This is a genomic window from Streptomyces sp. NPDC020801, from assembly GCF_044334385.1.
Taxonomy (GTDB): Bacteria; Actinomycetota; Actinomycetes; order Streptomycetales; family Streptomycetaceae; genus Streptomyces.
This window is the reverse complement of record NZ_JBIRST010000001.1, coordinates 811,590-837,208: the sequence shown is the minus strand read 5'-3', so window position 1 is coordinate 837,208 and position 25,619 is coordinate 811,590. Positions and strand designations below refer to the sequence as shown.

General features: G+C 71.5%; 29 protein-coding genes. 15 read left to right on the top strand and 14 right to left on the bottom strand.

The genetic code is table 11. The features are described from left to right. Positions 1–28 precede the first annotated feature (28 nt). Positions 29–208, top strand: a complete 180-nt coding sequence (locus ACH4UM_RS03975) for a DUF6104 family protein (RefSeq protein WP_028420339.1) — start codon at positions 29–31, stop codon at positions 206–208. Between the two features lie 240 nt (positions 209–448). On the opposite strand, the gene ACH4UM_RS03970 is transcribed toward ACH4UM_RS03975, so the two are convergent. After that, entirely contained in the window at positions 449–1,297 is an 849-nt protein-coding gene (locus ACH4UM_RS03970) for a hypothetical protein (protein WP_398173200.1), read from the bottom strand. A 208-nt stretch (positions 1,298–1,505) separates the two neighbouring features. Here ACH4UM_RS03970 and ACH4UM_RS03965 point away from each other — a divergent pair, with 208 nt between their 5' ends. Then, a complete protein-coding gene (locus ACH4UM_RS03965; RefSeq protein WP_398173198.1) occupies positions 1,506–2,504 on the top strand; it encodes a DUF4097 family beta strand repeat-containing protein in 999 nt (332 codons plus the stop codon). Position 2,505: 1 nt separating this feature from the next. Further along, on the top strand, positions 2,506–3,552 hold the full coding sequence (locus ACH4UM_RS03960; protein ID WP_398173196.1) for a helix-turn-helix transcriptional regulator: 1,047 nt from the start codon (positions 2,506–2,508) through the stop codon (positions 3,550–3,552). Between the two features lie 122 nt (positions 3,553–3,674). Here the strand turns inward: ACH4UM_RS03960 and ACH4UM_RS03955 are convergent, their stop codons facing one another. The 4 genes from ACH4UM_RS03955 to ACH4UM_RS03940 all read right to left on the bottom strand — a co-directional run bounded on the left by ACH4UM_RS03955 (position 3,675) and on the right by ACH4UM_RS03940 (position 6,913). Next, on the bottom strand, positions 3,675–4,247 hold the full coding sequence (locus tag ACH4UM_RS03955; protein ID WP_398173194.1) for a Clp protease N-terminal domain-containing protein: 573 nt from the start codon (positions 4,245–4,247) through the stop codon (positions 3,675–3,677). Continuing rightward, entirely contained in the window at positions 4,247–4,456 is a 210-nt protein-coding gene (locus tag ACH4UM_RS03950; protein WP_398173192.1) for an HTH domain-containing protein, read from the bottom strand. Before ACH4UM_RS03950 ends, ACH4UM_RS03955 begins: the two co-directional genes overlap by 1 nt. A 126-nt stretch (positions 4,457–4,582) precedes the next feature. Next, the gene (locus ACH4UM_RS03945) at positions 4,583–5,548 is read right to left on the bottom strand and encodes a zinc-binding dehydrogenase (RefSeq protein WP_398173190.1); all 966 of its coding nucleotides are present in this window, start codon (positions 5,546–5,548) and stop codon (positions 4,583–4,585) included. A 141-nt stretch (positions 5,549–5,689) separates the two neighbouring features. Further along, positions 5,690–6,913 (bottom strand): NADP-dependent malic enzyme, encoded by a 1,224-nt coding sequence (locus ACH4UM_RS03940; RefSeq protein WP_398173188.1) that lies wholly within the window; start codon positions 6,911–6,913, stop codon positions 5,690–5,692. 547 nt (positions 6,914–7,460) lie between these two features. Here ACH4UM_RS03940 and ACH4UM_RS03935 point away from each other — a divergent pair. Genes ACH4UM_RS03935 through ACH4UM_RS03925 form a run of 3 tightly spaced genes read left to right on the top strand, consistent with a single transcriptional unit; the run spans position 7,461 to position 10,189 of the window. Beyond that, complete coding sequence (locus ACH4UM_RS03935; protein WP_398173186.1) at positions 7,461–8,417, top strand: ABC transporter substrate-binding protein; 957 nt, start codon at positions 7,461–7,463, stop codon at positions 8,415–8,417. 33 nt (positions 8,418–8,450) lie between these two features. Next, positions 8,451–9,386 carry an amino acid ABC transporter permease gene (locus tag ACH4UM_RS03930; protein ID WP_398173184.1) on the top strand — a complete coding sequence of 312 codons (936 nt, stop codon included), beginning with the start codon at positions 8,451–8,453 and terminating at the stop codon, positions 9,384–9,386. A 50-nt stretch (positions 9,387–9,436) separates the two neighbouring features. Then, entirely contained in the window at positions 9,437–10,189 is a 753-nt protein-coding gene (locus ACH4UM_RS03925) for an amino acid ABC transporter ATP-binding protein (protein WP_398173612.1), read from the top strand. 112 nt (positions 10,190–10,301) lie between these two features. Here ACH4UM_RS03925 and ACH4UM_RS03920 read toward each other — a convergent pair whose 3' ends face one another. Then, complete coding sequence (locus ACH4UM_RS03920; RefSeq protein ID WP_398173182.1) at positions 10,302–11,090, bottom strand: class I SAM-dependent methyltransferase; 789 nt, start codon at positions 11,088–11,090, stop codon at positions 10,302–10,304. 100 nt (positions 11,091–11,190) lie between these two features. Here ACH4UM_RS03920 and ACH4UM_RS03915 point away from each other — a divergent pair, with 100 nt between their 5' ends. Next, the gene (locus tag ACH4UM_RS03915; RefSeq protein WP_398173180.1) at positions 11,191–11,820 is read left to right on the top strand and encodes a CGNR zinc finger domain-containing protein; all 630 of its coding nucleotides are present in this window, start codon (positions 11,191–11,193) and stop codon (positions 11,818–11,820) included. Here the strand turns inward: ACH4UM_RS03915 and sodX are convergent. Beyond that, the gene (sodX, locus tag ACH4UM_RS03910) at positions 11,724–12,158 is read right to left on the bottom strand and encodes a nickel-type superoxide dismutase maturation protease (RefSeq protein ID WP_398173610.1); all 435 of its coding nucleotides are present in this window, start codon (positions 12,156–12,158) and stop codon (positions 11,724–11,726) included. The two genes, ACH4UM_RS03915 and sodX, sit on opposite strands and share 97 nt — an antisense overlap. Before the next feature lie 145 nt (positions 12,159–12,303). On the opposite strand from sodX, the gene sodN reads away from it, so the two are divergent. Beyond that, complete coding sequence (sodN, locus tag ACH4UM_RS03905; RefSeq protein WP_020136639.1) at positions 12,304–12,699, top strand: superoxide dismutase, Ni; 396 nt, start codon at positions 12,304–12,306, stop codon at positions 12,697–12,699. A gap of 34 nt (positions 12,700–12,733) precedes the next feature. Here sodN and ACH4UM_RS03900 read toward each other — a convergent pair whose 3' ends face one another. Both ACH4UM_RS03900 and ACH4UM_RS03895 read right to left on the bottom strand, forming a co-directional pair. Then, the gene (locus ACH4UM_RS03900) at positions 12,734–13,003 is read right to left on the bottom strand and encodes a hypothetical protein (RefSeq protein ID WP_398173178.1); all 270 of its coding nucleotides are present in this window, start codon (positions 13,001–13,003) and stop codon (positions 12,734–12,736) included. After that, positions 12,952–13,380 carry an STAS domain-containing protein gene (locus tag ACH4UM_RS03895; protein ID WP_398173176.1) on the bottom strand — a complete coding sequence of 143 codons (429 nt, stop codon included), beginning with the start codon at positions 13,378–13,380 and terminating at the stop codon, positions 12,952–12,954. Before ACH4UM_RS03895 ends, ACH4UM_RS03900 begins: the two co-directional genes overlap by 52 nt. A 1,181-nt stretch (positions 13,381–14,561) precedes the next feature. Here ACH4UM_RS03895 and ACH4UM_RS03890 point away from each other — a divergent pair. The 3 genes from ACH4UM_RS03890 to ACH4UM_RS03880 all read left to right on the top strand — a co-directional run bounded on the left by ACH4UM_RS03890 (position 14,562) and on the right by ACH4UM_RS03880 (position 17,382). Beyond that, complete coding sequence (locus tag ACH4UM_RS03890; RefSeq protein WP_398173174.1) at positions 14,562–15,257, top strand: DUF5994 family protein; 696 nt, start codon at positions 14,562–14,564, stop codon at positions 15,255–15,257. 7 nt (positions 15,258–15,264) lie between these two features. Further along, on the top strand, positions 15,265–15,546 hold the full coding sequence (locus ACH4UM_RS03885; protein WP_398173172.1) for a hypothetical protein: 282 nt from the start codon (positions 15,265–15,267) through the stop codon (positions 15,544–15,546). Between the two features lie 567 nt (positions 15,547–16,113). Next, the gene (locus ACH4UM_RS03880; protein ID WP_398173170.1) at positions 16,114–17,382 is read left to right on the top strand and encodes an ATP-binding protein; all 1,269 of its coding nucleotides are present in this window, start codon (positions 16,114–16,116) and stop codon (positions 17,380–17,382) included. 64 nt (positions 17,383–17,446) lie between these two features. On the opposite strand, the gene ACH4UM_RS03875 is transcribed toward ACH4UM_RS03880, so the two are convergent. After that, a complete protein-coding gene (locus ACH4UM_RS03875) occupies positions 17,447–18,424 on the bottom strand; it encodes a magnesium transporter CorA family protein (protein WP_398173169.1) in 978 nt (325 codons plus the stop codon). 500 nt (positions 18,425–18,924) lie between these two features. Between ACH4UM_RS03875 and ACH4UM_RS03870 the strand changes: the two genes are divergently transcribed. From ACH4UM_RS03870 to ACH4UM_RS03860, 3 genes are read left to right on the top strand one after another with little or no spacing between them, the layout of a single operon-like run. Beyond that, complete coding sequence (locus ACH4UM_RS03870) at positions 18,925–19,335, top strand: helix-turn-helix transcriptional regulator (RefSeq protein ID WP_398173167.1); 411 nt, start codon at positions 18,925–18,927, stop codon at positions 19,333–19,335. Positions 19,336–19,344: 9 nt separating this feature from the next. Beyond that, complete coding sequence (locus ACH4UM_RS03865; RefSeq protein WP_398173165.1) at positions 19,345–19,761, top strand: VOC family protein; 417 nt, start codon at positions 19,345–19,347, stop codon at positions 19,759–19,761. Positions 19,762–19,803: 42 nt separating this feature from the next. Then, on the top strand, positions 19,804–20,565 hold the full coding sequence (locus tag ACH4UM_RS03860; protein ID WP_398173163.1) for a VOC family protein: 762 nt from the start codon (positions 19,804–19,806) through the stop codon (positions 20,563–20,565). 79 nt (positions 20,566–20,644) lie between these two features. On the opposite strand, the gene ACH4UM_RS03855 is transcribed toward ACH4UM_RS03860, so the two are convergent. The 4 genes from ACH4UM_RS03855 to ACH4UM_RS03840 all read right to left on the bottom strand — a co-directional run bounded on the left by ACH4UM_RS03855 (position 20,645) and on the right by ACH4UM_RS03840 (position 24,436). Then, positions 20,645–20,833 (bottom strand): hypothetical protein, encoded by a 189-nt coding sequence (locus ACH4UM_RS03855; protein WP_398173161.1) that lies wholly within the window; start codon positions 20,831–20,833, stop codon positions 20,645–20,647. Positions 20,834–20,922: 89 nt separating this feature from the next. After that, on the bottom strand, positions 20,923–21,549 hold the full coding sequence (locus tag ACH4UM_RS03850) for a GNAT family N-acetyltransferase (RefSeq protein ID WP_398173159.1): 627 nt from the start codon (positions 21,547–21,549) through the stop codon (positions 20,923–20,925). A gap of 204 nt (positions 21,550–21,753) precedes the next feature. Further along, positions 21,754–22,908: a family 2 encapsulin nanocompartment cargo protein polyprenyl transferase gene (locus tag ACH4UM_RS03845; RefSeq protein ID WP_398173157.1), complete on the bottom strand. Its 1,155-nt coding sequence runs from the start codon at positions 22,906–22,908 to the stop codon at positions 21,754–21,756. Positions 22,909–23,029: 121 nt separating this feature from the next. Then, positions 23,030–24,436, bottom strand: a complete 1,407-nt coding sequence (locus ACH4UM_RS03840; protein ID WP_398173155.1) for a family 2B encapsulin nanocompartment shell protein — start codon at positions 24,434–24,436, stop codon at positions 23,030–23,032. A 242-nt stretch (positions 24,437–24,678) separates the two neighbouring features. Between ACH4UM_RS03840 and ACH4UM_RS03835 the strand changes: the two genes are divergently transcribed. Then, a complete protein-coding gene (locus ACH4UM_RS03835) occupies positions 24,679–25,596 on the top strand; it encodes a 1-aminocyclopropane-1-carboxylate deaminase/D-cysteine desulfhydrase (protein WP_398173153.1) in 918 nt (305 codons plus the stop codon). Positions 25,597–25,619: the final 23 nt, after the last annotated feature.

Here is a 25,619-nt window from a genome sequence, read left to right as displayed (position 1 = left end):
CGTACGAAATCGCAGGAGACACCACCCCATGTACTTCACCGACCGCGGCATCGAGGAGCTGGAGAAGCGGCGCGGCGAGGAGGAGATCACCTTCGAGTGGCTCGCCGAGCAACTGCGCACCTTCGTCGACCTGAACCCGGACTTCGAGGTTCCGGTGGAACGCCTGGCCACCTGGCTGGCCCGTCTGGACGACGAGGACGACGAGTAGGGGCTGATCGGGCGGGGCGCCGGTTGCGGCGCCCCGCGGCTTTTCCGGCGGGCGTGTCGTCGGGCCTTCGGGTCTTCGGCCGGGCGTGTCGTCGGGTCTTCGGCCGGGCGTGTCGTCGGGCGGGCCCGCTGGCGCTTCTCGGCCGGGCGTGCCTGTGGGGCGCTTTTCGGCGGGGCCCTCGGACGCGGGGGCTGCGCGGGAGCGGAGTGCCTGTGCGAGGCCTCGCGGCGGGGCCGGCCCTCAGTCGCGGGGGCGGGCGAGGGCGTAGACCAGGCCCAGGGTGCCGTGGGCCAGGAGGAGAACACCCGCCGCGGTCCAGCCGTGGCTGCGGTGGCGCAGGCCCCAGACGGTGAGAGGGAGGCCGGCGGCCGCCTGGGCGAGGGCCACCGCCTGCGCCCTGGGACCGCCGGACCAGGGCATCCAGGGGGCGAGCAGACTGTGGTCGACCGCGTCGAGTTCCGCACGGACCGCCTCCCGCCATGTCCTCCACTCGACCTGCTGGACGCCCCGCAGGCCGCCGGCCACCTCCAGGAGACGGTCGGCGCTGTCGCCGGGGGCGAGGCCGTCCGGCAGGGAGACTCCCGCGCGGGTGAGGACGGCGAGCAGGCCGTGCAGCCGGACGCGCGCGTCGGCCCCGGGGTCCGGCCGGGTCAGCCGTTCGAGAAGCTGCAGGTCCAGGACGGGGTCGAGGCCGAGGCGGGCGGCGAAGGTCCGCATGGCCTCGTCCTCGCCGGCCGGAGTGCCGTTCGCCAGCCAGACGTAGCCCACGGGCCGGCGGAAGCCGGAGGCGAGGGTGTAACCGGCGCGGTCGGCGTCCCACCACAGAGCCACGACCGGCCACGGCGCGGCGACGGCGAGGGCGGTGGCCCAGCCGGTCAGCACGCGGTCCACGGGCTCGCCGCCGTGCCGCCATGGCTTCCCCTCGGGGACGAGCACGCTCCATCGGCCGCCCGCGTGGGCCAGCAGCATGCGTTCGCGCAGCAGGTGGGCGGCGGGGGCGACGGAGCCGGGGTCCGCCCGGCACAGCAGCAGGGCGCCGGGAGCGGGACCGGCTCGGGAGGCGGCGGCCGGGGGCTTGTCCGTCGACATGAGGCCCAGGCTAGAGCCGCACGACCGATTCGGCCCATATGCCCAATTTGAACCGATCGCGATCACCGGAACGGGTGTCTTGACTTTCGGCGGGCGCGATATATCGTGTTTTACGCAAGACGCGATATGGCGTGTCGCGTCCGCCGTCCGGTCCCGTCTCCGGCCCTGCGCTCCCACGCGGTCCGGCCCGTCCCAGGAGGTCTGCACCATGTCCGAGTGGTCCGTCGGCGAGCCCAGGAAGCTCACCTTCGACGAGCCCGTGACCGAGCTCAACGTCCGCATCGTGCACGGAACGGTCAACGTCGTGGGCACGGAAGAGGGTTCCGCCCGCCTGGAGGTCTCCGGGATCGAGGGCCCGCCCCTGCTGGTCACCCAGCAGGGCGGCACTCTCACGGTGGCGTACGAGGACCTGCCCTGGAAGGGCTTCCTCAAGTGGCTCGACCGCAAGGGCTGGCGGCGCAGCGCCGTGGTGTCCCTGGCCGTGCCCGCGAGCACCCGCGTCGAGCTCGGAGTGGTCGGCGCGGCCGCGGTGGTCTCGGGAATCGACGGGCGCGCCGAGGTGAAGGGCGTCTCCGGGGACACCACCCTGGTGAGCCTCACCGGCCCGGTCCGCGCGGACACCGTGTCGGGCAACGTGGAGGCGCAGGCGCTCTCCGGCGACCTGCGGTTCAACTCGGTCTCCGGCGATCTGACGGTGGTCGAGGGAGCCGGCTCCTCGGTCAGGGCCGACTCGGTGAGCGGCTCGATGATCGTCGACCTCGACCCGGCGGGCCGCCCCACCGACATCAGCCTGACCAGCGTCTCCGGAGAGATCGCCATCCGGCTCCCCCACCCCGCGGACGCGGAGGTGGAGGCGAACACCGCGAGCGGCACGGTGTCCAACGCCTTCGAGGACCTCCGGGTCAGCGGCCAGTGGGGCGCCAAGCGGATCACCGGCCGGCTGGGCGCGGGGAACGGCAGGCTGAAGGCCACGACGGTCTCCGGCTCGATCGCCCTGCTGCGCCGCCCGCCGACGGAGGACGGCCCCTGGGAGACGGAGCCGCGGGACACCCGCCCGCCGGCGGACGGTCCGGCGGCCGGCAGCCCGGCGGGCGACCACCGGGCGGACGATTCGCGCACCCACACGGGGGAGAATTCCGTTTCCGGTCCGGGCGACGGTTCCACCGGCGCCCCGACCGACGGCACGACCGACAAGAAGGTGCTCTGACATGCCCCCCGTCTTCGCCCACGGCCGCCTGCGCCTCTACCTGCTGAAGCTGCTCGACGAGGCCCCGCGCCACGGCTACGAGGTGATCCGCCTCCTGGAGGAGCGCTTCCAGGGGCTGTACGCACCCTCGGCGGGCACCGTCTACCCCCGTCTGGCCAAGCTGGAGGCCGAGGGCCTGGTCACGCACACCACCGAGGGCGGCCGGAAGGTCTACTCCATCACGGACGCGGGCCGCGCCGAACTGGCCGACCGCAGCGGTGAACTGGCCGATCTGGAGCTGGAGATCCGCGAGTCGGTCGCCGAGCTCGCCGCCGAGATCCGGGCCGATGTGCGGGGCGCGGCGGGCGATCTGCGCCGCGAGATGCGCGCGGCGGCCTCCGAGGCCCGCAGGGGCCCCGGTGCGGGCGCGGGTGCGGTCGCCGGGGAGTACGCCGACACCGACGACAAGGAGTCCTGGCGGGCCGCCAAGGAGGAGATGCGCCGCGTCAAGCAGGAGTGGAAGGAGCAGGCCCGGCGCGCCAAGGACGAGAGCCGCCGGGCCCGCGAGGAGGCCCAGCGCGCCCGGCGCCAGGCCAAGGAGGCCCAGGATCGGGCGCGGGAACAGGCTCAGGAGGAGCTGCAGCGCATCGCCCGGCGGGTCCAGGAGCAGGTCCAGGACCACTTCGCACGGGGCGACTGGCCGACCGGGGTGCGCGAGGGCCTGACCGAGCTGGCCAAGGAGTTCGGTGACTTCGGCAAGGACTTCGGGAAGGAGTTCGGCAAGGACTTCGGCTTCGGGCGCTCGGCGACCGGCACCTCGACGGCGCGCGCCGAGTACTCCGAGACACCGGAGGGCTTCCCGGCCGAATACGAACCGGCCTGGGCGCACGAGGACTTCACCGGTGACCCGGCCCGCGACCTGGACCGGCTCCTGGACCGCTTCCGGGACGACATCCGCGACGCGGCCCGCGACCACGGAGTCACCACGGACCAGCTCCGCGACACCCGCCGCCACCTGTCCACGGCCGCGGCCCACATCGGAGCGGTACTGCGCGGGCCGAAGTCCTGACAGACTCCGCACCGGAAGCCGGACGTGGGCCGGACGCGGCGGCCTCGGACGGAGGCGGCCGGCGGACGTCTCGGCCCGCCCCGGGCCGAGACGCCTGCACCGGCGCCCGCACCCGGTCGGCCTCAGCCGCCCGCCCGGGTGTCTCCCCCGCCGTACAGGACACGGGTCAGCGTCTCGTGCGTCACCCCGTGATCGGCGAGGACCTCGGCGGGTACGCCCGAGCGGGCGGTCAGCGCGAGCAGCAGGTGCTCGTCGCCGATGTGGCGGTCGCGGTGGCCGAGTGCGACCCGCAGCGACTGGGTGAGCAGAGCCCTGGCGGCGGGGCTGAACGGCCGCCGCCCGGACCGGCGCCCGGCGCCGCTCTTCCGTCCCCTCGCCAACGCGCCCGCCCCGTGGGCCTCTTCGACCCGTGACACGATCGCCGACAGGTCGATGCCCAGCCCGGACAGCGCGTCCGCGTCGGCCCGTGAGAGGCCTCCGCGACGGCGCGCCTCGGCCAGGTCACGTACCGCCGCCTGCCGGCGGGACGAGGTGAGGCCCACCGCCGCCAGCGCGAACGAGCCGCGGCTGCCCTCCCGGTCGAGCAGGGCCAGCAGCACATGGTCTTCGTCGACCTGGTCGGCGCCGGCTCGCTCGGCGTGCCCGACCGCGTTCTCGACCACGGCACGGGCGTCCTTGGTGAACCGTTCGAACATCACTGCCTCCCGTACTTCTTGTGCACGGCCTGCCTGCTGACGCCGAGTTCGTCGGCGATCTCCTGCCAGGACCAGCCCTGGTTGCGCGCGCTGCGCACCTGCACCGCCTCCAGCTGCTCCAGCAGCCGGCGCAGTGCGGCGACGGCGCGCAGCCCGACCCGCGGGTCGCGGTCGCCCGCGCGCTCGGCGAGATCCGTTGCTTCGGTCATGATGTCAACCTACGTTGACACTCTCGCGATGTCAACCAAAGTTGACATGCGGATCGTACGGAAGACGCGGAGACACGAACGGCGGGCCCGGAAGCCCGGGCCCGCCGTCGCGCCACGCGGTGACGGTCAGGGGTTGGTGAGCACGATCTTGCCGAACTGGTCGCCCGACTCCAGCCGTTCGAAGCCCTCGCGGGCGCGGTCGAGCGGCAGTACCTCGTCGATCACGGGACGCACCCCCGTGGCGGCGCAGAAGGACAGCAGGTCCTCAAGCTCGTCCTTGGTGCCCATGGTCGAGCCGACGACCTTCAGTTCCAGGAAGAAGATACGGGTGAGCTCCGCGTGCGAGGGCCGGTCGCCGCTCGTGGCACCGGAGATGACGATCGTGCCGCCCGGCCGCAGCGACTTCACCGAGTGCGACCAGGTGGCCGCGCCGACCGTCTCGATCACCGCGTCCACCCGCTGCGGCAGCCGCGCCCCCGGCTCCAGCGCCTCCACGGCACCGAGCTCGACCGCCCGCTTGCGCTTGGCCTCGTCCCGGCTGGTGGCAAAGACCCGCAGACCGGCCGCCTTGCCGAGCACGACGGCGGCCGTGGCGACACCGCCGCCGGCGCCCTGGACCAGCACGGAGTCACCGGGCCGTACACCGGCGTTGGTGAAGAGCATCCGGTACGCCGTCAGCCATGCCGTGGGCAGGCATGCGGCCTCCTCGAAGGAGAGCTCCCGGGGCTTGGGCAGGATGTTCCAGGTCGGCACGGCGACCTGTTCGGCGAAAGTGCCCTGATAGCGCTCGGTGAGGATGGAGCGGGGCTCGTCGGGTCCGACCCCGTACCCGCTCTGTCCGATCACTGAGTGCAGGACGACCTCGTTGCCGTCCTCGTCGACGCCGGCGGCGTCGCAGCCGAGGATCATCGGCAGCTTGTCCTCGGACAGGCCCACACCCCTGAGCGACCAGAGGTCGTGGTGGTTCAGGGAGGCGGCCCTGACGTTGACGGTGCTCCAGCCGGGACGGACCCCGGGGGCCGGGCGCTCACCGGACTCAAGACCGTGCAGCGGCCGGTCGCGGTCGATTCGGGCGGCGTAGACAGCGAACATGACCTTGACGATAGGGGCGCGCTCCGGCCGACGGAACCAGGGGGCTCTGTGACACACACCCTCTTGCCAAGCAGGTGGTGCCGGGCAGGAGCCGGGCAAGAGAAATGGCCCCGCCCGTTCGGGCGGGGCCATTCAGGTCACTCAGCGACGGGCCACGCCCTCCGCGCGCGCCGCCGCGGCCACCGCGGCGGTCACCGCGGGAGCGACCCGCTCGTCGAACGGCGAGGGGATCACGTAGTCCGCGGCCAAGTCGTCGCCGACGACCCCCGCCAGCGCCTCGGCCGCCGCGATCTTCATTCCCTCGGTGATCCGCGACGCCCGCACCTGCAGCGCGCCCGCGAAGATGCCGGGGAACGCCAGGACGTTGTTGATCTGGTTCGGGAAGTCGGAGCGCCCGGTCGCCACGACCGCCGCGTACTTGTGGGCGACCTCGGGGTGCACCTCGGGGTTCGGGTTGGCCATGGCGAACACGAAGGCCCCCTCGGCCATCGACGCCACGGCGGACTCCGCGACCGTACCGCCGGAGACCCCGATGAAGACGTCGGCGCCGGCCAGTGCGTCCTCCAGCGACCCGGTGATGCCCGCCTTGTTGGTGAACTCCGCCAGTTCCCGCTTGACCTGCGTCAGGTCCTGCCGGTCGGCCGACACGATGCCCTTGCGGTCGGCCACCGCGACATCCCCGATACCGGCCTCGACCAGCATCTTGGCGATGGCGACACCCGCCGCGCCGGCGCCGGAGATGACGGCCCGCAGCTCACCGATCGCCCGCCCGCTCAGCCGCGCCGCGTTGCGCAGCGCCGCCAGCGTCACGACCGCCGTGCCGTGCTGGTCGTCGTGGAAGACCGGGATGTCCAGCCGCTCCTGGAGCCTGCGCTCGATCTCGAAGCACCGGGGCGCCGAGATGTCCTCCAGGTTCACACCGCCGAAGGACGGCGCGAGGCGCACCACGGTCTCGACGATCTCGTCGACCCCGGTGCAGGCGAGTGCGATCGGCACCGCGTCCACACCGCCGAACTGCTTGAAAAGAATCGCCTTGCCTTCCATCACCGGAAGGGAGGCCTCAGGGCCGATGTCCCCGAGCCCGAGCACGGCCGTGCCGTCGGTCACGACGGCGACCACGGACGACTTCCACGTGTAGTCGTGGACCAGTTCCGGCTGCTCGGCGATGGCGGTGCACACCCGCGCGACGCCGGGCGTGTACGCCAGGGACAGGTCGTCCTTGTCGCGGACGGGCACGGTGGCCTGCACAGCCATCTTGCCGCCGCGGTGCAGCGCGAAAGCCGGATCGAAGGAATCGAGCGGCTCTGCCCCGCCGTCCTGATCCGTATTGCTGTCGCTGCGAGGATTGACGATCTCCGCTGCCACTTGGTTTTACCCCTTAAGTGTTCATGGTTTGAGGGTTGCCACTCCTGGTGAGGGGTGGGCGGGACCGCGCACGGCCCAGGGGTGAGGCGTTCGGGCACATACGCGACGGGCGCGCCGCACACGCGCCCTGAGCCCCGGATGAGGGGTGTAAAGAACCTTCTTACCGGACGGACGGCGTCGGCGACGAGTCCATAACGCCAAGGTCACATGACGACGACCTGACATTTGACCCAATATGGGGACAAGCCATGGTCGAATGCATGAGGAGGTCCGAAGCTCGCAAACACCCCGTTCCGACGGGCCGCATCCCGCGATCCACCGAAGATCTTCCGGCCGGAAGGAGACATTCCCGCAGATGGTCCGGCCTTGATGGGCCGACTCGGCGGGTTCGAGGATCACCCGTTATCCGATTTTGACATGGCGATTCCCCTGAATGGCGCAGCCCAAATGGCAAGATGCGTCAATCACACGAGGTCGCGACACCCGAAGGTGTGTGTTCTCGTCGACCCATTGGCAACTCCACTCACCCGCCGCGGAGGAACCCACCATGACCGCACGCTCCACCCGTCGTACCACCGCCGCGCACTCCCGTCTGGCCGCGGTCGGTGCGATCGCGGTCGCAGGCGCCCTGATTCTCACCGGCTGCGGTGACCAGACCAAGGACAAGAACAAGTCCGGCAGCGGGTCCGCCAGCACGGCCCCGCTGGCCGACAAGCTCCCCGCCTCGATCCGTAACAAGGGTGTCATCAAGGTCGGCTCCGACATCGCCTACGCGCCGGTCGAGTTCAAGGACAACTCCGGCAAGGTCGCCGGCCTCGACCCGGACCTCGCCGCCGCGATGGGCAAGCAGCTCGGCGTGACGTTCCAGTTCGAGAACGGCACCTTCGACGCACTGCTCACCGGTATCCGCTCCAACCGCTACGACATCGCGATGTCGGCGATGACCGACAACAAGAGCCGCCAGAACGGTGTCGACCCCACCACCGGCAAGAAGGTCGGCGAGGGCGTCGACTTCGTCGACTACCTGACCGCCGGTGTCTCGATCTACACCCGCAAGGGCGACACCAAGGGCATCACCAACTGGTCCGACCTGTGCGGCAAGAAGATCGCCCTGGAGCGCGGGACCGTCTCGGAGGACCTGGCGAAGGCCGAGGCGAAGAAGTGCCCCAGCGGCAAGAAGCTCACCATCGAGGCCTTCGACGACGACCAGCAGGCCCAGACCCGCCTGCGTTCGGGCGGCGCGGACGCGGCCTCCTCGGACTTCCCGGTCGCCGCGTACGCGGTGAAGACCTCCGGTGGCGGCAAGGACTTCCAGACCGTCGGCGCCCAGGTCGAGGCCGCCCCTTACGGCATCGCGGTCGGCAAGACCAGCACGCAGCTGCGCGACGCGCTGCAGGCCGCGATGAACGCGATCATCAAGAGCGGCGAGTACCAGAAGATCCTGGAGAAGTGGGGCGCCCAGGACGGCGCCGTGAAGGACTCCGTCATCAACGGCGGCAAGTGACCGTCTCCGAGCGGCCACTGAGAGGCAAGACCCGTGACTGCTGACATCGACAAGACGGCGGGGCCGAAGGGCACGCCCCCGGCCGGACCCGAGGCCATCAAGGCCATCCCGGTCCGGCACTACGGACGGTATGTGTCCGCCGTCGTCGCGATCGCCCTTCTGGTCGCGATCGTCTACGCGTTCGGCCAGGGCAAGATCAACTGGCATGCCGTTCCGAGCTACTTCTTCGACGACCGGATCCTGACAGGTGTCGGCAAGACCCTGCTGCTGACGGTCCTGTCGATGGTGATCGGCATCGTCGGCGGCATCGTGCTGGCCGTGATGCGCCTGTCGAAGAACCCCGTGACCTCGTCCATCTCCTGGTTCTACATCTGGTTCTTCCGCGGCACGCCGGTCCTGGTCCAGCTGTTCCTGTGGTTCAACCTCGGCTTGGTGTTCGAGTACATCGACCTGGGTCCGATCTACAAGAACTACTGGTCCGACTTCATGACCCCGCTGCTGACGGCGCTGCTCGGCCTCGGCCTGAACGAGGCCGCGTACATGGCGGAGATCTGCCGCGCCGGCCTGCTCGCGGTCGACGAGGGCCAGACCGAGGCGGCCCACGCGCTGGGTATGAGCCACGGCAGGACGCTGCGCCGGATCGTCATCCCGCAGGCCATGCGGGTGATCGTGCCGCCGACCGGCAACGAGGTCATCAACATGCTGAAGACGACCTCGCTCGTGGCGGCCGTCCAGTATCCGGAGCTGTTCCGCTACGCCCAGGACATCGGCCAGGTCTCCGGCGCCCCGGTGGAGATGTACTTCCTCGCCGCCGCCTGGTACTTGATCATGACCTCGGTGCTGAGCGTGGGCCAGTACTACATCGAGCGCTACTACGCCCGCGGCTCCAGCCGCAGCCTGCCGCCGACGCCGTGGCAGAAGGTCAAGGCGCACCTGACGACCTTCTCCAGCAGGAAGGTGACGGCATGACCGACAAGCTCACCAAGACCGACTCCGTCCCCAGGGACACGTCCGTCGCGATGGTCAAGGCCGAAGGCGTCCACAAGTCCTTCGGTCCGGTGGAGGTCCTCAAGGGCATCGACCTGGAGGTCAGGCCCGGCGAGGTCTTCTGCCTCATCGGCCCCTCCGGCTCGGGCAAGTCGACCTTCCTGAGGTGCATCAACCACCTCGAGAAGATCAACGCCGGCCGGCTGTACGTCGACGGCGAGCTCGTCGGCTACCGCCAGCAGGGCGACAAGCTCTACGAGCTGCGCGACCGCGAGGTCGCCATGAAGCGCCGGGACATCGGCATGGTCTTCCAGCGCTTCAACCTGTTCCCGCACATGACCGCGCTGGAGAACGTCATCGAGGCGCCGGTCCAGGTCAAGGGCGCGGCCAAGAGCCAGGCCAGGGATCGGGCGATCCAGCTGCTGGAGCGCGTGGGCCTGGCGGACCGGGCGGGGTACTACCCCTCGCAGCTCTCCGGCGGCCAGCAGCAGCGGGTGGCGATCGCCCGGGCCCTGGCCATGGACCCCAAGCTGATGCTGTTCGACGAGCCGACCTCGGCCCTGGACCCGGAGCTGGTCGGTGACGTCCTCGACGTCATGCGCGACCTCGCCGAGTCCGGCATGACGATGGTCGTCGTCACCCACGAGATGGGTTTCGCCCGTGAGGTCGGCGACAGCCTGGTCTTCATGGACGGCGGTGTGGTGGTCGAGTCCGGCCACCCGCGGGAGGTCCTGACGAACCCGCAGCACGAGCGCACGCAGTCGTTCCTGTCGAAGGTGCTGTAGCCGCCACGACGGCGAAGGGGCGGTACGGATCTTCCGTACCGCCCCTTTCCCCTGCGCCGGCCTGTTCCCCTGCCGCCTGCTCGTTTCCGTTGCCGCCGGCTCGGTCCGCCGCCTACTTGAGCGCGAGCAGCAGTGTGTCCGAGGGCGAGCACCACACCGGGCGTGCCTCGGCGAAGCCCTTCTCGCGCAGCACGCGCGCGTGCCATGCGGCGGACGGCATGTCGCCGTCGGCGTGCTCGCCGTAGATCTCGAAGCGGCGGGCGGCGGGTTCGGCGAGGACCGGGTCCTTGGCGGCCAGCTGCCACCACTCCGCCCAGTCCAGGGCGCCGTCCCGCTTGGCCTGATCCATGCGCGCGTGCCGCTGGGCGCGCTCGGCCGCGTTGATCCGGGGCGTCGTCTCGTCGATCATGTGGTCCGCGTTCATGAAGACACCGCCGTCGCGGACCAGTTCCGCGACCTGACCGTAGAGGGCCGCGAGGGGTTCGCTGTGCAGCCAGTGCAGGGCCGTGGCGGTCAGGACGGCGTCGTAGGAGCCGTACGGCAGTCGTGCCCGCCAGTGGGGTTCCTTCAGGTCGGCGGTGACGAAGCAGGCCCGGTCGTCGCCCTCGAAGGTGCCCCGCGCGATGGCGAGCAGGGCCGGGTCGAGATCGACGCCGGTGCTGGTGGCCCCGGGGAAACGGGCGAGCAGCCGGGCGGTGACGGTGCCGGTGCCGCAGGCGAGGTCCAGGACGCGCGGCGTGGTGCCGACGAGGGCCTCCACCATGTCGAGCATGATGCGGAAGCGGTCCTCGCGGTCGGGCATGTACCACTCCTGCTGCCGGTCCCAGCTCTCCTGCCAGGCCGGCCAGTCGGCCCCCACCGCGGTGATGTCCGTACCCGTGCCCCTGTCCATGTCCGTCATCGCTGCCCTCCCTGACGCGAACTGCGTAATACCCTGGAACCACGACCGTCTGTTACCCGACCGCGTCCATGACCATAGAGCGCCCTCGTAAGGACTACAAGTGGAACTCGCCTATTACTCGGATTACGCCGTACGTCTCGTCAACAGCGAGGAGCCGGCCCGGGGCAACGACGACCTGACCTCGGTCGAGGCGGTCCGGGACCTGTTCGGCGCCAACTCCTCGGCGGCCCGCCGCGCCACCGACGCCGACGTCACGCGCTTCCGCTCGGTGCGGGCCCGGCTGCGCGCGGTCTTCGAGGCGGCCGACATCACAGACGAGACCCTGGCCGTGGACCTGCTGAACTCGCTGCTGCTGGAGTTCCCGGTGAGTCCGCAGATCTCCGGGCACGACCACCGTGACGAGGACGGCCGTCCGCTGTGGCACATGCACCTGGCCGACCACCCGTCGAACGCCACGGCCGGGTACGCGGCGATCGCGGCGATGGGCCTGGCCTTCCACCTGACGGAATACGGGGTCGACCGCCTCGGCCTGTGCCAGGCCGCGCCCTGCCGCAACGCCTACCTCGACACCTCGACCAACCGCTCGCGCCGCTACTGCTCCGACCGCTGCGCCACCCGCGCCAACGTGGCCGCCTACCGCGCCCGCAAACGCCTGGAGGCCGACCGGTCGGTGAAGACGGGCCTGGCGGCCGAGAGCACCCAGCGCACCAGCGCCAGCGGGGAGCGCTGAGCCGACGGGCGCGGCCGGTAACGGAACCACACCTTCGCCAGCACCAGTTCCTCCGGCACCGTGCCGTAGTCGGTGCTGTCGCCTCCCGCGTATGCGTTGTCCCCCAGCACCCACCAGCCGCCCTCGCGCTGCTCGGCCGCACGCTTGACGACCAGCAGGTCCTGCTGGAAGGGGTGCCGCAGGACGACCACGTCACCGGGCCGGATCCGGGCGCCGTACTGCACCAGGAGCCGGTCCCCGTGGTGCAGCGTCGGCACCATGGACGGCCCGGTCACCTCGGCCAGCCCGAAGGGCAGCACCGCCCGCGTGCGCTCGGTCTCCTGCGACAGCTCCGGCATCCCCGGCACCTCCCCGGTCCGTTCCTCCACCAGTCTCAGTGTGACCCCGGACTTTTGTCCTAAGCCCTAGGGGGCACTCGCGAAAACACGCCTTGCAGGGAGTAATGTCCCACCTGAGAAGACGATCACGAGGAAGGAATGCTCCATGCTTTCCCGCCTGTTTGCCCCCAAGGTCAAGGTCAGCGCACACTGCGACCTGCCCTGCGGTGTGTACGACCCGGCCCAGGCCCGCATCGAGGCGGAGTCGGTGAAGGCCGTCCAGGAGAAGATGGCCGCCAACGACGACCCGCACTTCCAGGCGCGTGCCACCGTCATCAAGGAGCAGCGTGCCGAGCTGGCGAAGCACCACGTCTCCGTGCTCTGGAGCGACTACTTCAAGCCCCCGCACTTCGAGAAGTACCCGGAGCTGCACCAGCTGGTCAATGACACGCTGAAGGCCCTCTCGGCCGCCAAGGCCTCCACGGACCCGGCCACGGGCCAGAAGGCGCTGGACTACATCGCCCAGATCGACAAGATCTTCTGGGAGACCAAGAAGGCCTGATCTTCGACAGGCCGCTTGACCTGCAATTTCTTCTTTACTTGCAGTGTCTCTCTGTCCGCACCCGGTCCGCAGGTCGCCGAGCACGGCGTACATGACGGTCCGGGTGCGGTCTTGTTCGCCCGGCCACAGGTGGGCGCAGATCCGCAGCGTGACGACGGCGGACGCGCGCCCGGGGGCGAGCCGCATCAGCACCGGCGGCCCACCGGGTGCGGAACTCCTGGCTGCGGGTGGACGGTTCGCCGATGAGGCCGGTCAGGTCCCGGTCGTAGGGGTCCCGGCCGGCCTCGGTGCCCGGGAGGGCCACCGACGTGGCGTGCTGGGCGTCCGGGGCGGGGAAGAAGCCGGCCGCGGCGGGAGGTCGCGCGGGTGGCCGAGGAGCAGGGTGCCGTTGCCGGTGAGGGCGATGATTCGAGCCGGCACCGGTGGTGGGTGATGCAACGACAGGGATCCGCCGGCCACGGCGGTGGCCCTCGGCGCGTGGAGGAAGACGTTGAGGCCGGTCACGTCGCAGAAGGTGACGGTGGTCAGGTCGACGTCGATGGTGCGGATGCCGTCGCGCAGGCATCGCCCCAGCGACTCGCGCACCAGGTGCTCCGTCAGCAGGTCGATCGCACCGGCCAGGGTGATCAGCGCCCGGCTGCGTTTGTCGCGCCGGTAGAGGGTCAGTTGCGGAGTGGGCATGGCGCCTCGGTTCAGGAAACCGGCCGGGCAGCGCCGTGGGGGCCGGGCTCCCGGCTCTTCCTGCGCGCCGTACGCGGTCGGGCTCTCGTGCAGAGAGGCGAACGGCCGGTTCGGCAGCCCGTGTTCCAGGCGCAGGCCGGCTGGTCGCCTCGGGGGATGCGCGGGCGATCGGACGGAGTCCGCTGCCGCGGGCATCTGCGCCAACAGCAACACGCATCGGAATCCGGGACGTCGACGTCTTTACGTGGCACAGTCGGCGGTCGGGCAGGGGAACGGCAGGCTGCGCTTCCCGGCCGGCTGTCGTTCACCGGTCATGGCAGACGCCCCTGTTGCGGAACAGCCCCTTGGACTGAGCCGTGGTCCAGACTGAGCCGGTCGTGCCGGGTGTTCACTGCTCGGTGTGGTGCCACGGGCGGAGCCGCCACCGCCGGGAACGGCCGGAGGGCAGGGTCGCCACGATCATCGGCCAGGAGTACGCCCGACATCGCAAAGGTCTCCATTCCTCTCACCTTCCATGTGCCGGGTCCGCACGTAACCGGTGACCGCCCCGACAGGGGCACGTGAGGTCGCGTGGCCGGCATGATGCCCGGCTTCGGAGGTCCAGACCGCCTCCCGGATCGAGTCCGAGCCGGCCGCTTCCTCTGCCGCGACGCGGAGGCGTCCGGCCTCCTGGACCGGACCGCCCGCTGTGAGTCTCCGCGCACCGGTCCCGCGCCGGGTAGCGGCTCCGCGGCCACCAGCCGGGCCTCGGAGCCGCTACCCGGGTGATCCGCCCCCGCAGCGGGTCGAGTGCCCCGATGAGCCCCGGAAGCTCCGCCGTCAGGTCGCGGGAGCGGGCCACCAGGCACCGTCGATCAGGGCTGGAGCGGTGTCGGCTCGTGCCGGCACGAATCGGAGCGGCAACGAAGAAGGCATCCGGTCTTCGACCGCGGGCATCAGCAGAATGGTCGCGGTCATGGCGCGGACCCAACCCCGGGCCGGTCGTGGCCGGCCCGGTTGGTCGTGAATCGCCGAGAACGACGCCGGCGTGGAAGCCGGGTACGAAGTGCTCTCGGTAACCACCAGGGTACTCCTCGTCGAGGCCCGACGGACCGCTCCGGACCGCTGACGGTTCGCAGGACCGGCGCCCACGGCGCTCATACGGTGTCGTGCCGGGCGGCGACATCGGCGTACGGAGTACCGTGGGTGGTACCGAGGGCATCTCGCACACCGGCTTCCACGCCGGGTCGTTCTCGGCGAGAGATGAAACCCGGGTCGCCGCAGAGGCGGCCCGGAGACGGGTTCGCGTCATGTCGGCGACCTTGCAACCACCCCTGCCACACCCCGAGCCCGTCGCAGCCCCGGCCGCGCGTCTCGCGCTGAAGAGGGACGGCACCTCCCGTGGACTGCTGGACGGTGCCTGGTGGCCCCGCTCCCGGGATCTGCTGAGCGAGCTGCCCGCGCTGACCGATGTGCTGGACCCCTTGTGGGGCCGCATCACCCGCATCGCCGTCAACCCGAAGTACTGGCCGGTCATCCCGCACAAGGTTCCCGTGGACGGCCACGTCGTCAAGGTCGGCTGGTTCACCCCCGAAATCGACCCGCACAAGCTACTGCTGCTCTCCTACGGCACCGGCCGCTGGGACCTGCTGGTCATCCCACCCGGGACCGGGGCGACGACCGCGGCCCGCCTGATGGCGGCCGCGTCCGCCTCCGACGGCCCGCCGCTGACCGCGAGCGCGCTCATCGCCGCGGACGGGGCCCGGCACGCCGCCTCCTCGGCCGACCGGCCACTCGATCCGGACGAGGCATGGGAGTACGAGGGCGGCGCCTCCTCGGCCTCCGCGGCCGTTCCGGCACAGGCCGGTCGCGTCAGCCGTCTGATCATCGGCATGTGAGGCCGCCATGAACGCCTTCCTGACGACCGCCGCCTTCCTGGTCCTCATCGCAGCGGCGGCATTCGTGATCCACCGGCTCAACACCGAGCACGCGGAAAGAATCGCCGTGCACCGGTACGGCCGTGCCATGCCCGGCGGCCCGCGCCGCGGCACGGGCGCGGCGCAACCCCCTGCGGGACCAGCGGTGCCCAACTCGCCGACCGTCGGCGAACGGCATGACCACCGCGACGGGGGACGCGGCCGCTTCCCACCGCGCCGCCGCCGCAACCGCACCACCCACCACAGGTGACGAGGCGACATCCCCGGCCCCGCGCACCGGCCGTCGGGGCGGCCCGTACCGAGCGGTATCGGCCGTGCCGCAGGAACCGGGAGCTGCAGGGGCGGCCCCGCGGAGGACCGGCGTCGAGGTGCCGCAGGCCGACGGTGTGCGGGTCTGCCTGCCGCTGTCGGACGGCGGCGACCATGTGGGGGTCATGGCCGTCGCTCTGGACGGCATCGACGACGTCCGGCGGTTGCTGCGCAGGGGCACCGCCGTGCTGACCGACATGCTGGTGACCGGGCACGGTTGCACCGATCTGTTCTTCCGGGTCCGGCGCGGAGAACCCGATGCGTTAGGCGGCGGAGATCCAGTGGTCGCTGCTGCCGCCGCCGGCGACGTCCACGCCTCGGGTCGTGCTTTCCGGGATTCCGGAGCCGGCCCACGGCGTGGCCGGCGACAGCCTCGGCCACGCCCTCCACGGCGACCCGCTGCATGTGGCGCGGCGCCGGCCGACCGGACGCGTCGCCGGTGCCCGTCGCGCACGTCCTCCGCGAAGCGGCTGATGATGGGAACACGGGCGAACACGCGGAGCTGATCATGACGAGTTGGCATGTCAGGGACTACTCCCAGGACGATCTCGAAGCGGTGGTCCGCGTCGAGACGGAGAGCGGCACGACCGAGGAGCCGCCGCTCTTTCCGCTCTCGGACGCCGTGGCCGCCCTACAAGCCCTCCACCCGGCGGTGGTGGCCACGGCGGACGAGGCCGTGGTCGGCGCCGCGGTGAGCAGAGTGGAGGGCGACCGGGCATGGATCCTGCGCATCTGCATAGCGCCGGGCTGGCGGCAGCGGGGGCTGGGCAGTGCCCTCATCACAGTCCTTGAGCAACGGCTCTTCACCGATGGGGTCCGCGTGGTGCAAGCCGTCCTGCCCGAGGGCGAGACCGGAGCGGCCGCGCTGCGCAACTGCGACTTCGGCGCCCGCTCGGGCCTGGTCTTCTTCGAAAAGCGCGGCCCGGTGACTCCGGAGTCGGCCGGCACGCTGTCCTCACTCGGAGCGGAGCTGCCACCCGGGGGGCTGTGGCAGAAGGTCGCGGGCATGCAGAAGGAGAAGCAGCTCATCGAGCGCCGCCTGGTCCTGCCGCTGGCCCACCCCGAACTCGCCGCCCAGCACGGCGTGGAACCGCCGCGTGCGGTGATGCTCTTCGGGCCCCCAGGGACCGGCAAGAGCACGTTCGCGCGCGCGATCGCCAGTCGCCTGGGATGGCCCTTCCTCGAACTGTTCCCCGCACGCCTGGCCGCCGAGTACGGCCTGGCGACCGGGCTGAGCCGGCGCTTCGACGAGATCTCCCGGCTCGACCACGTCCTGGTGTTCATCGACGAGGTCGAAGAGGTCGCCGGGGAACGCAGCGGTGCGGATGCGACCGCGGTCGGCGTCGTCAACGAGCTGCTCAAGGCGATCGTCCGGTTCCGAACCCAGGACGGGCGGCTGCTCGTCTGCGCCACGAACAACGTGACCACGCTCGACTCGGCCTTCCTGCGACACGGTCGCTTCGATTACGTGCTGCCCATCGGACCTCCCGACCACAGCGCCAGGACGGCACTGTGGGAGAGCTACCTGGCACGGGCGGGCGCCCAGGCCGACAGCGCGGCGCTCTCGTCGGCCAGTGAGGGGTTCACACCCGCCGACATCGCCCACGTGGCACGTACCGTCTCCCAGGTCCAGTTCGAGCGCACCTTCGACACCGGGACCCGGGCCCACCCCACCACGGACGACTACCTGGCCACGATCCGCGACACGCGGCCCACGGTCGGCATCGCCATGGCCCAGGAGTTCGCCCACCAGACCGAGAAGTTCGCCCGTATCTAGTGCTGTGGCCGGAAACGGGCGCATGACCAGCTGTTAGCCGTTCCCCTGGCTCGGGAGCAGCTGGTCAGAGCCAGTCCTTGCGCTTGAACGTCAGATACAGCAGGGCGGACAGGACCACGATGACGGCGGCGGAGGTGATGAAGCCGGACTGGCGGCCGAATCCGGGGTAGGGGAGGTTCTGGCCGTAGAAACCGGTGATCGCGGTGGGTACGGCGATGATCGCGGCCCAGCTCGTCACCTTCTTCATGATGAGGTTCATGCGATTGGCCTGGACCGAGAGGTTCGTCTCCATGACCGAGGCCACCAGGTCCCGCAGCGATTCGGTCCATTCGGTGGCGCGCAGCACGTGGTCGTAGACGTCTTGGTAGTAGGGGACGAGAGGGTCGGTGATCACGTGCAGGCCGGGGCGCATGAGGGAGTTGACCACTTCACGCATCGGAAGCACGACGCGGCGCAGCTGGACGAGCGATTTGCGCAGTGCGAAAGTCCGGCGTTGCACGGATTCGATCTGACGACGCCCGGCCGCGAAGAGCAGACCTTCCAACTCCTCGATATCGTCGTCCAGTTGCTGGACCGCGGCGAAATGCCCGTCCACGAGATGGTCGAGCAGGCCGTGCAACAGGAATCCGACACCATGGCCGGCCAGGTCCGGGCTGTCGTCCCAGCGAGCGACGACGTTCCCGATGTCGAACCCGTCGTCCTTGCGGACGGTGATCACCGCCTGGCTGGTGAGGAACACAGCGATCTCGCTGTACGACAGTTCCGAACCGTTCGGACCGACGGCGACGGAATAGGCGCTGAGGAATTCGTGGGTGCGATAGCGGTCGAGTTTCGGCCGCTGGCCCCGCTGTGCGGCATCCTCCAACGCAAGTTCGTGGATGCCGAACTCTTCTCCGAGCATGGTGAATTCGGCGGGCCCGGGCCGGTACAGGTCCAGCCACACCACCGATTCCGGATCGGTGAGATGCCCGGCGACGTCGCTGGCGGGAAAGTCCTCCAGGACGAGAGTGCCGTCGTGATACAACCGGGAGCGCGTCACCATGGCCCGAGGCTAGTGTCTTCTGCCCCGATCATGCCGCTTCGCCCGAATACCAGCGCGGCAGGCTCAAGAGATGACCGGACGGTCAACGCGCCCTCTTCCTGCCCGCACCCGCCCCAAGGCCGCCGGGCACTGCGTCCCGCACAAGCCGGGTGCGGGCTTGTTCTCCCGGCCGGTGTGGACCGGCGGCTGTTCTGCGGACGCGAGCGGAAGCGGATGGTCGAGCGGGTGCTCTCCGCGCCGGAGGCGGCCGCCGGCCCCCCGCCGGGTCGGGTCCCCGGGTTCCGGTCGGCCCGTCCCGCCCGTCCCGCCCGTCCCGCCTGGCCAGAGGAAGAGCTCCCTGCTCATCGCCGGTCTCCGCGACCCGGTGGTCGATGCGATCACCCGGCAGCGGTGGAAGCGACACCGCCGAACCGGCCCTGCCAGCCGCCCTGCCAGTGGCCCGCGTCCTTCCTTCCGCCGCTCGCCACCCGCTCGGCGTCGCCCCGTGCCATGCTGGCCGGATGATGCCCGAAGACCTGGCACGGCTGCGGCGGGCCCGCGACCGCATGGACCGCGAGTACGCGGAGCCACTGGACATGGCCTCGCTCGCCCGGGGTGCGCTGATGTCTCCCGGGCACTTCCAGCGCAGTTTCCGCGCCGCCTTCGGTGAGACGCCGTACGGCTATCTCATGACCCGCCGTATCGAGCGGGCGAAGGCGCTGCTCAGGCGGGGGGACCTGAGCGTGACGGAGGTGTGCCTGGCAGTGGGCTGCACGTCCCTGGGGTCGTTCAGCTCCCGGTTCACCGAGCTCGTCGGCGAGACTCCGAGCGCCTACCGGGCGCGGTCGCACGAGGACAGCGCGGTGATCCCGTCGTGCGTGGCCCGGACCTTTACACGCCCGAGGCGCGCGGGACCGCGGCCCACGCTCTAGCGTGAGGGCATGGACCTGAAACTCCACCAGTGCTTCATCGCCGTCGACGACCACGACAAGGCGCTCACCTTCTACCGCGACGTGCTGGGGCTGGAGGTGCGCAACGACGTCGGATTCGAGGGGATGCGGTGGGTGACCGTCGGGTCGCCGCTGCAGCCGGATGTGGAAATCGTGCTGGAGCCGCCGGCGGCCAACCCGGACGCCTCTCCCGCCGACAGGGAGGCCATGGCCCAGCTGCTGGCCAAGGGCATGCTGCGCGGGGTCATCTTCTCCACCGCCGACTGCGACGCCCTCTTCGCCCGGGTCGAGGAGCACGGCGCCGACGTCGTCCAGGAGCCGATGGACCAGCCGTACGGGGTGCGCGACTGCGCGTTCCGCGACCCGGCCGGGAATCTGCTGCGGTTCATGGAACGGTCCGGGGGCTGAAATCCGGTCGGGGGCGGGGAGTTCGCCGCCTACGATCACGCCATGAGCATCCGCTGGACGCATGTCTTCGTCGACCGGCCGGCCGCGCGCTTCGCCCGCGCACTGGACTTCTGGACGGCCGTCACGGACACCCGGCCGTCCGGACTCCGGGGCGAGCACGACGAGTTCGTGACCCTGCTTCCGGAGGGTGCCGAGGCCGCGGACGCCTGTGTGAAGGTCCAGGCCGTCGCCGCGGGAGACGGCGGCGCGCATCCGGACTTCGCCGTCGAGGACGTCCCCGGGTTCGTGGGGGCCGCCCTGCGGCTCGGCGCACAGACGGTCGCCGCGCACGACGGCTGGGCCGTGCTGCGCTCGCCCGCCGGGCAGTTGTTCTGCGCGGTGCCCTGGCACGGGGAGGCGGTACGCCCGCCAGTGGTCCACGGCAGCCGCTTGGACCAGGTGTGCCTCGACGTTCCGCCCTCGGCACACGACGCCGAAGTCGCCTTCTGGACCGGACTCCTGGACGGCTGGGAGTCGCTGCCCGGCTCCCGCCCCGAGTTCCATGTGCTCAAGCCGCCGCCCGGCCTGCCGATCCGCGTCCTGCTGCAACGCCTGGACGAGGAAAGGCCCGGCTCCGCCCATCTGGACCTGGCCTGCGCGGACATCCCCGCGACCCGGGTCCGGCACGAGAACCTGGGCGCGGCCCATGTCGCCGACCACGCCCACTGGACGGTGCTGCGCGACCCGGCCGGCGGCCTGTACTGCCTGACCGGCCGGGACCCCGGGACGGGCGGGCTGCCGCGGCAGACGGACGGCGCCGGCTAGTGCTGCGACCGGGAGGGTTCACCTGCTCGCGACGCCCGGCACGGCACCGCGTGTGAGCCGCAGGCCGGAGGGCCGCCGCTCAGGTCTTCCTTTCCGGCTTCGGCTCCTCGGGCCGGTCGGTGACCGGGGCGGCGTTCGACTCGCAGCGGGGGTTCCGGCACGGTCCGGGCGTCCATACCGGCACCCAGGCGCCCAGCGTCTTGTGCCGCCGGACGACCGTCTCCACGGGCTGCCCGCAGAGGGGACAGAGGTGTTCCTCGCCGTCCATGTCCTCAGACTAGGACTGCCGCGGCCCAGCCGCTTCCCGTGCCGACCGCCCCTGGCGGTGTCTGCCGGGGCCCGATGGTCCGCCGGGGCCTACCGGTGGGAGCGCGGCTCCCGCCACATCGGCCACATCCGCGGGCCGTCGTCCGGGAGGTCGAGGGGGGTGCCGGTGAAGGCGAAGCCGAGGCGTTCGTAGAGCTTGGTGCTGCGGGTGCTGCTGGCCTCGAGGTAGGCCGGCAGGCCCTCGCGGTCGCAGCGGGCGAGGACGTGCTCGATGAGTGCGCTGCCCAGGCCCTCGCCCTGGCGGGCCGGTGCGACGCCGATCATCCACAGGTACTCGTGGGCGCGGTCGGCGGGGTGTGTCTCGGCCATCAGCCGGGCGATCTCCTCCACGCGCGCGTTCGCCGGATCGACCGCCTCGCGCAGTTGCACCGCCTCGGCGGGGCCGTCGCCGCCCTCCGGGTGGTGGCCGTTCCGGGAGTCGGCGGCGGGCATCGACAGCCACAGCGCGCATCCCGCGCCGTCCTCGGTGACGTGGATCCGGCCGGCGGCGAGCACGATGTCGGTGAAGGCGGCCATCAGCCGCCGGTGGACCCTGCGGCGGTACTCCTCGCCCGGGAACACCCAGCCGCTGACCGGGTCGTCCTGGAAGGCCTCGTCCAGCAGCCGCACGACCAGCTCCCGGTCACCCTCCCCCGCAGCCCGGATCGCTACGCCCATGCCCCACCCCTTCGCCTTCAACCGGCTTCATCCGTACGGGTGTTGAGCCTACTGGGTGCCCGGCGAGCGGGTGGTGAAGGGGCGGGCCCCGCACACCGTGGGGAAGTGCGGGACCCGCCGGACCGGGGCCCGGGGGCCGTACGGGGTCAGGAGCCGTACGGCCCCGTTGGCTCCGGGGTCTTCGTCCCGGGCCGGCGGCCGGGTTCAGCTGGTGCGTCTGGTGACGAACTCGGCCAGGGCCAGCAGGCCGTCCGCGCCCGTGGGGTCCGGAATGGCGCGAGACAGGTCGTGCAGGGCGCGGGCCATCCGGTCGGCCGCCTGGGTCTGCGCCCAGTCGCGGCCGCCGGCCCGCTCCACGGCCAGCGCCGCCTGCTCCTCCTCTCCTTCCTGGTGCGGCCGGGCGTACAGCTCGGCGAGTTCGGTCGCGGCCGGCGTACCGGAGGTGAGCGCGGCGACCACCGGCAGGGACTTCTTGCGGGCGGCGAGGTCGGCGCCGGCCGGTTTCCCGGTGCGGCCCGGGTCGCCCCATGTGCCGATCACGTCGTCGATGAGCTGGAAGGCGAGCCCCGCCTGGCGGCCGAACGCGTCCATCGCCTCGACCTCCTCCTCGGCCGCTCCCGCGTACAACGCGCCGACGGCGCAGGCGCAGCCCAGCAGCGCGCCCGTCTTGGCCTCGGCCATGGCGAGCACCTCCGCGAGCGTGACCTCGCCGGGGGCCCGCCGTTCCAGTGCCGTGTCCGCCTGCTGGCCCGCGCACAGCTCGACCACGCAGGCCGCGAGCCGGGCGACGGCCGCCCGGGACGCCGGATGCGGGTCCTCGGCGAGCAGTCGCAGGGCCAGCGCCTGCAGGGCGTCCCCGGCGAGGATGGCGTCGGTGTCGCCGAACACCGTCCACGCTGTGGGCCGGTGCCGGCGCGTGGTGTCCCGGTCCATCACGTCGTCGTGCAGCAGCGTGAAGTTGTGGACCAGTTCCACGGCCGCGGCCGCCCGGGACGCGGCCGCTCTCGCCCCGCGCCCGCCGAGCGCGGCGGCCGCGACGAGGACCAGCGCCGGGCGGACCGCCTTGCCCGCGTTGCCCGCGGCCGGGGTGCCGTCCGCGTGCTCCCACCCGAAGTGGTAACGCGCGATTCGGCGCATCGAGTCGGGCAACGAGTCGATCGCCGACCGCAACTCGGGCTCCACAGCGGCCCGGGCACGCTCGAGGATCCCCGACGCGTCCTGCCCGTCGGCGCCTCCCGCCGGCACGTCGCGCTCGCCGACGGGCCTGCGGGGCAACGGTCCGGCGGGCGCCGCCCCTCCCGGCCGCGCCGTGCCGGCGGGGCGCGGCACGCCGGAGGGGCGCTGTGTCGTCTCCGTCATGAACTCGACCATCCGATCCCCCTCGGAGAGTCCGCGGGCGGTGGCGCCTCGGTCAACGGGTGCGTACCCCCGGGGTGTACCCGGCCTGCCCGGCCGGGACACCGTGTGCGGGTGAGAGACGTCAGCGCCAACGGCCGACCTCGATGTTCTCCAGGACGCCCAGCGCGTCCGGCACCAGCACCGCCGCCGAGAAGTAGGCCGTCACCAGGTATTTGACGATCGCCTGTTCGTTGATGCCCATGAACCGCACGGACAGGCTCGGCTCGATCTCGTCCGGGATGCCCTTGGCGCGCAGCCCGATGACCCCCTGGTCCTCCTCCCCGGTACGCAGCGCGATGATCGAGCTGGTGCGGGCCTCGGTCACCGGGATCTTGTTGCACGGGAACATCGGCACGCCACGCCAGGTGGGGATGCGGTTGCCGCCCATGTCGATGGTCTCCGGGACCAGCCCGCGCTTGTTGAGCTCGCGGCCGAACGCGGCGATCGCGCGGGGATGGGCGAGGAACAGCCTGGTGCCGCGGCGCCGGCTGAGCAGCTCGTCCATGTCGTCGGGGCCCGGCACCCCGTCGTGCGGCTGGATGCGCTGGTCGTACTCGCAGTTGTGGAGCAGGCCGAAGTCCCGGTTGTTGATCAGCTCGTGCTCCTGGCGCTCCTTGAGCGCCTCGACGGTCAGCCGGAGCTGCTGCTCGGTCTGGTTCATCGGCTGGTTGTACAGGTCGGCCACGCGCGAGTGGATGCGCAGGACGGTCTGGGCGATGCTCAGCTCGTACTCGCGGGGCCTGGCCTCGTAGTCGACGAAGGTGTGCGGGATGTCCGGCTCACCGTCGTGACCGGCGGCGAGCTCGACCGCCTTCTCGCCGTACTTGTTGGTCTGCTGCTCGGGGATGGACAGCTGCCGCTGGAGGTGGGCGCGCAGCGTGTCGGCGCGCTCGGCGACCTGCTCGAGGTCGTGCCGGGACAGGACGAGGACGGTGCACGCGGTGTCCGCGCGGGCGGTGTACTCCCAGATGGAGTCCGGGTCGAGAAGCGCCTGTTCGCCGAAGTACGCCCCGTCGGCGAGGACTCCGAGGACCTGGTCGTCACCGTACGGGCCGGTGCCGACCTTCTCGACCCTGCCGTGCGCGAGAAGGTAGACCTCCTCGGCCTGGTTGCCGAACGAGGCGATCACCTGGCCGGCGCCGATCTCCCGCTGCCGGCAGCGCTGGGCGAGCTCGGAGAGCACGTCCTCGTCCTCGTACCCCCGCAGGGCCGGCAGTTCGCCCAGCTCGGCGGGGATGACCTCGACGCGGTCGCCGGTCTTCACGAAGGTGATGCGGCCGTCGCCGACGGCGTAGGTCAGCCGCCGGTTCACCCGGTACGTGCCGCCCTGGACGTCGACCCATGGCAGCATGCGCAGCAGCCAGCGCGAACTGATCTCCTGCATCTGGGGAACGGACTTGGTGGTGGTGGCCAGGTTCCGCGCGGCCGCGGTGCCGAGGCTCTGCTGCGGCCGGCCCTGCTCCGTGCGGACCTCTTCGCCTACCGACATAAAGAATTGCCCTCCCGCTCATGCCCGGCACCAGCGGCGCCGGGCATCGATTTGCATGCGCCAGCCTTCCATCACGCACCGTGTCCGTGCCATTACACGAACGAGCGGGAATGGATCATCGCCGGCCCGGGCACACATGGGGATCACGTCCGGGCGCTTCGGGTCCGCCTCGCCGCGTCGGTGGCATCGGCACACTTCGGCGCCCATGGGCGCCGCCCCGGCGGTCCGGCGACAATGGCCGGGTGACCAGCTCCGCCGCCCCCGATCTCGCCGCCCTCTCCCCCCGGCTGCCATCGCCGCTGCAGGAGATCGACGACGACCGTTTCGCCCGGCACGGCCTGCGTCTGCTCCTCAAGCGCGACGACCTGATCCACCCGGAGCTGATCGGCAACAAGTGGCGCAAACTGGCGCCGAACCTGCAGGACGCGGCCGGCCGGACGATTCTCACCTTCGGCGGTGCCTACTCCAACCACCTGCGCGCCACCGCGGCCGCGGGCCGGCTGCTCGGGCTACCCACCATCGGCGTGGTCCGCGGCCAGGAGCTGGCCGGCCGACCCCTCAATCCGTCCCTGGCCCGGTGCGCGGCGGACGGGATGCGGCTGCACTTCGTCGACCGCGCGACGTACCGCCGCAAGGCCGAGCGGGAGACGCTCGCGGCCCTGCTGCGCACGCTCGGCGCCGACGACGCCCATGTCGTGCCCGAGGGGGGCAGCAACGCCGCCGCCGTACGCGGTTGCCGCGCCCTCGGCGAGGAGCTGGGCGATCACGCCGACGTCGTCGCCCTGCCCTGCGGCACCGGCGGCACCCTGGCGGGACTTGCCGCCGGACTCGCCCCCGGCCGGCGCGCCCTCGGGATACCGGTGCTCAAGGGCGGCTTCCTGACCGCCGAGGTACAGGCGCTGCAGGAACAGGCATTCGGCGCCCGCCGCGGGACCTGGTCGCTCGACGACCGGTTCCACTTCGGCGGCTACGCCCGCACCACACCCGAACTGGGCGCCTTCGCCGAGGACTTCGGCGGCCGCCACGGCCTCCCCGTCGAGCGCATCTACGTCGCCAAGCTGCTGTTCGGACTCGTCGCGCTGGCCGGCGAGGGCGCCTTCCCGCGCGGGACGACGATCGCCGCGGTGATCACGGGCCGCCCCTTCCCGGCCGGACCTTGAGGCCGTGCCCCGTCCCCGGCCGT

Bases quoted from the DNA above. Each gene is read 5' to 3' on its own strand.
- ACH4UM_RS03975 (WP_028420339.1), top strand. From the start codon at position 29: ATGTACTTCACCGACCGCGGCATCGAGGAGCTGGAGAAGCGGCGCGGC.
- ACH4UM_RS03970 (WP_398173200.1), bottom strand. From the start codon at position 1,297: ATGTCGACGGACAAGCCCCCGGCCGCCGCCTCCCGAGCCGGTCCCGCT.
- ACH4UM_RS03965 (WP_398173198.1), top strand. From the start codon at position 1,506: ATGTCCGAGTGGTCCGTCGGCGAGCCCAGGAAGCTCACCTTCGACGAG.
- ACH4UM_RS03960 (WP_398173196.1), top strand. From the start codon at position 2,506: ATGCCCCCCGTCTTCGCCCACGGCCGCCTGCGCCTCTACCTGCTGAAG.
- ACH4UM_RS03955 (WP_398173194.1), bottom strand. From the start codon at position 4,247: ATGTTCGAACGGTTCACCAAGGACGCCCGTGCCGTGGTCGAGAACGCG.
- ACH4UM_RS03950 (WP_398173192.1), bottom strand. From the start codon at position 4,456: ATGACCGAAGCAACGGATCTCGCCGAGCGCGCGGGCGACCGCGACCCG.
- ACH4UM_RS03945 (WP_398173190.1), bottom strand. From the start codon at position 5,548: ATGTTCGCTGTCTACGCCGCCCGAATCGACCGCGACCGGCCGCTGCAC.
- ACH4UM_RS03935 (WP_398173186.1), top strand. From the start codon at position 7,461: ATGACCGCACGCTCCACCCGTCGTACCACCGCCGCGCACTCCCGTCTG.
- ACH4UM_RS03925 (WP_398173612.1), top strand. From the start codon at position 9,437: ATGGTCAAGGCCGAAGGCGTCCACAAGTCCTTCGGTCCGGTGGAGGTC.
- ACH4UM_RS03920 (WP_398173182.1), bottom strand. From the start codon at position 11,090: ATGACGGACATGGACAGGGGCACGGGTACGGACATCACCGCGGTGGGG.
- sodX (WP_398173610.1), bottom strand. From the start codon at position 12,158: ATGCCGGAGCTGTCGCAGGAGACCGAGCGCACGCGGGCGGTGCTGCCC.
- sodN (WP_020136639.1), top strand. From the start codon at position 12,304: ATGCTTTCCCGCCTGTTTGCCCCCAAGGTCAAGGTCAGCGCACACTGC.
- ACH4UM_RS03895 (WP_398173176.1), bottom strand. From the start codon at position 13,380: ATGCCCACTCCGCAACTGACCCTCTACCGGCGCGACAAACGCAGCCGG.
- ACH4UM_RS03885 (WP_398173172.1), top strand. From the start codon at position 15,265: ATGAACGCCTTCCTGACGACCGCCGCCTTCCTGGTCCTCATCGCAGCG.
- ACH4UM_RS03880 (WP_398173170.1), top strand. From the start codon at position 16,114: ATGACGAGTTGGCATGTCAGGGACTACTCCCAGGACGATCTCGAAGCG.
- ACH4UM_RS03875 (WP_398173169.1), bottom strand. From the start codon at position 18,424: ATGGTGACGCGCTCCCGGTTGTATCACGACGGCACTCTCGTCCTGGAG.
- ACH4UM_RS03870 (WP_398173167.1), top strand. From the start codon at position 18,925: ATGATGCCCGAAGACCTGGCACGGCTGCGGCGGGCCCGCGACCGCATG.
- ACH4UM_RS03865 (WP_398173165.1), top strand. From the start codon at position 19,345: ATGGACCTGAAACTCCACCAGTGCTTCATCGCCGTCGACGACCACGAC.
- ACH4UM_RS03860 (WP_398173163.1), top strand. From the start codon at position 19,804: ATGAGCATCCGCTGGACGCATGTCTTCGTCGACCGGCCGGCCGCGCGC.
- ACH4UM_RS03855 (WP_398173161.1), bottom strand. From the start codon at position 20,833: ATGGACGGCGAGGAACACCTCTGTCCCCTCTGCGGGCAGCCCGTGGAG.
- ACH4UM_RS03850 (WP_398173159.1), bottom strand. From the start codon at position 21,549: ATGGGCGTAGCGATCCGGGCTGCGGGGGAGGGTGACCGGGAGCTGGTC.
- ACH4UM_RS03845 (WP_398173157.1), bottom strand. From the start codon at position 22,908: ATGACGGAGACGACACAGCGCCCCTCCGGCGTGCCGCGCCCCGCCGGC.
- ACH4UM_RS03840 (WP_398173155.1), bottom strand. From the start codon at position 24,436: ATGTCGGTAGGCGAAGAGGTCCGCACGGAGCAGGGCCGGCCGCAGCAG.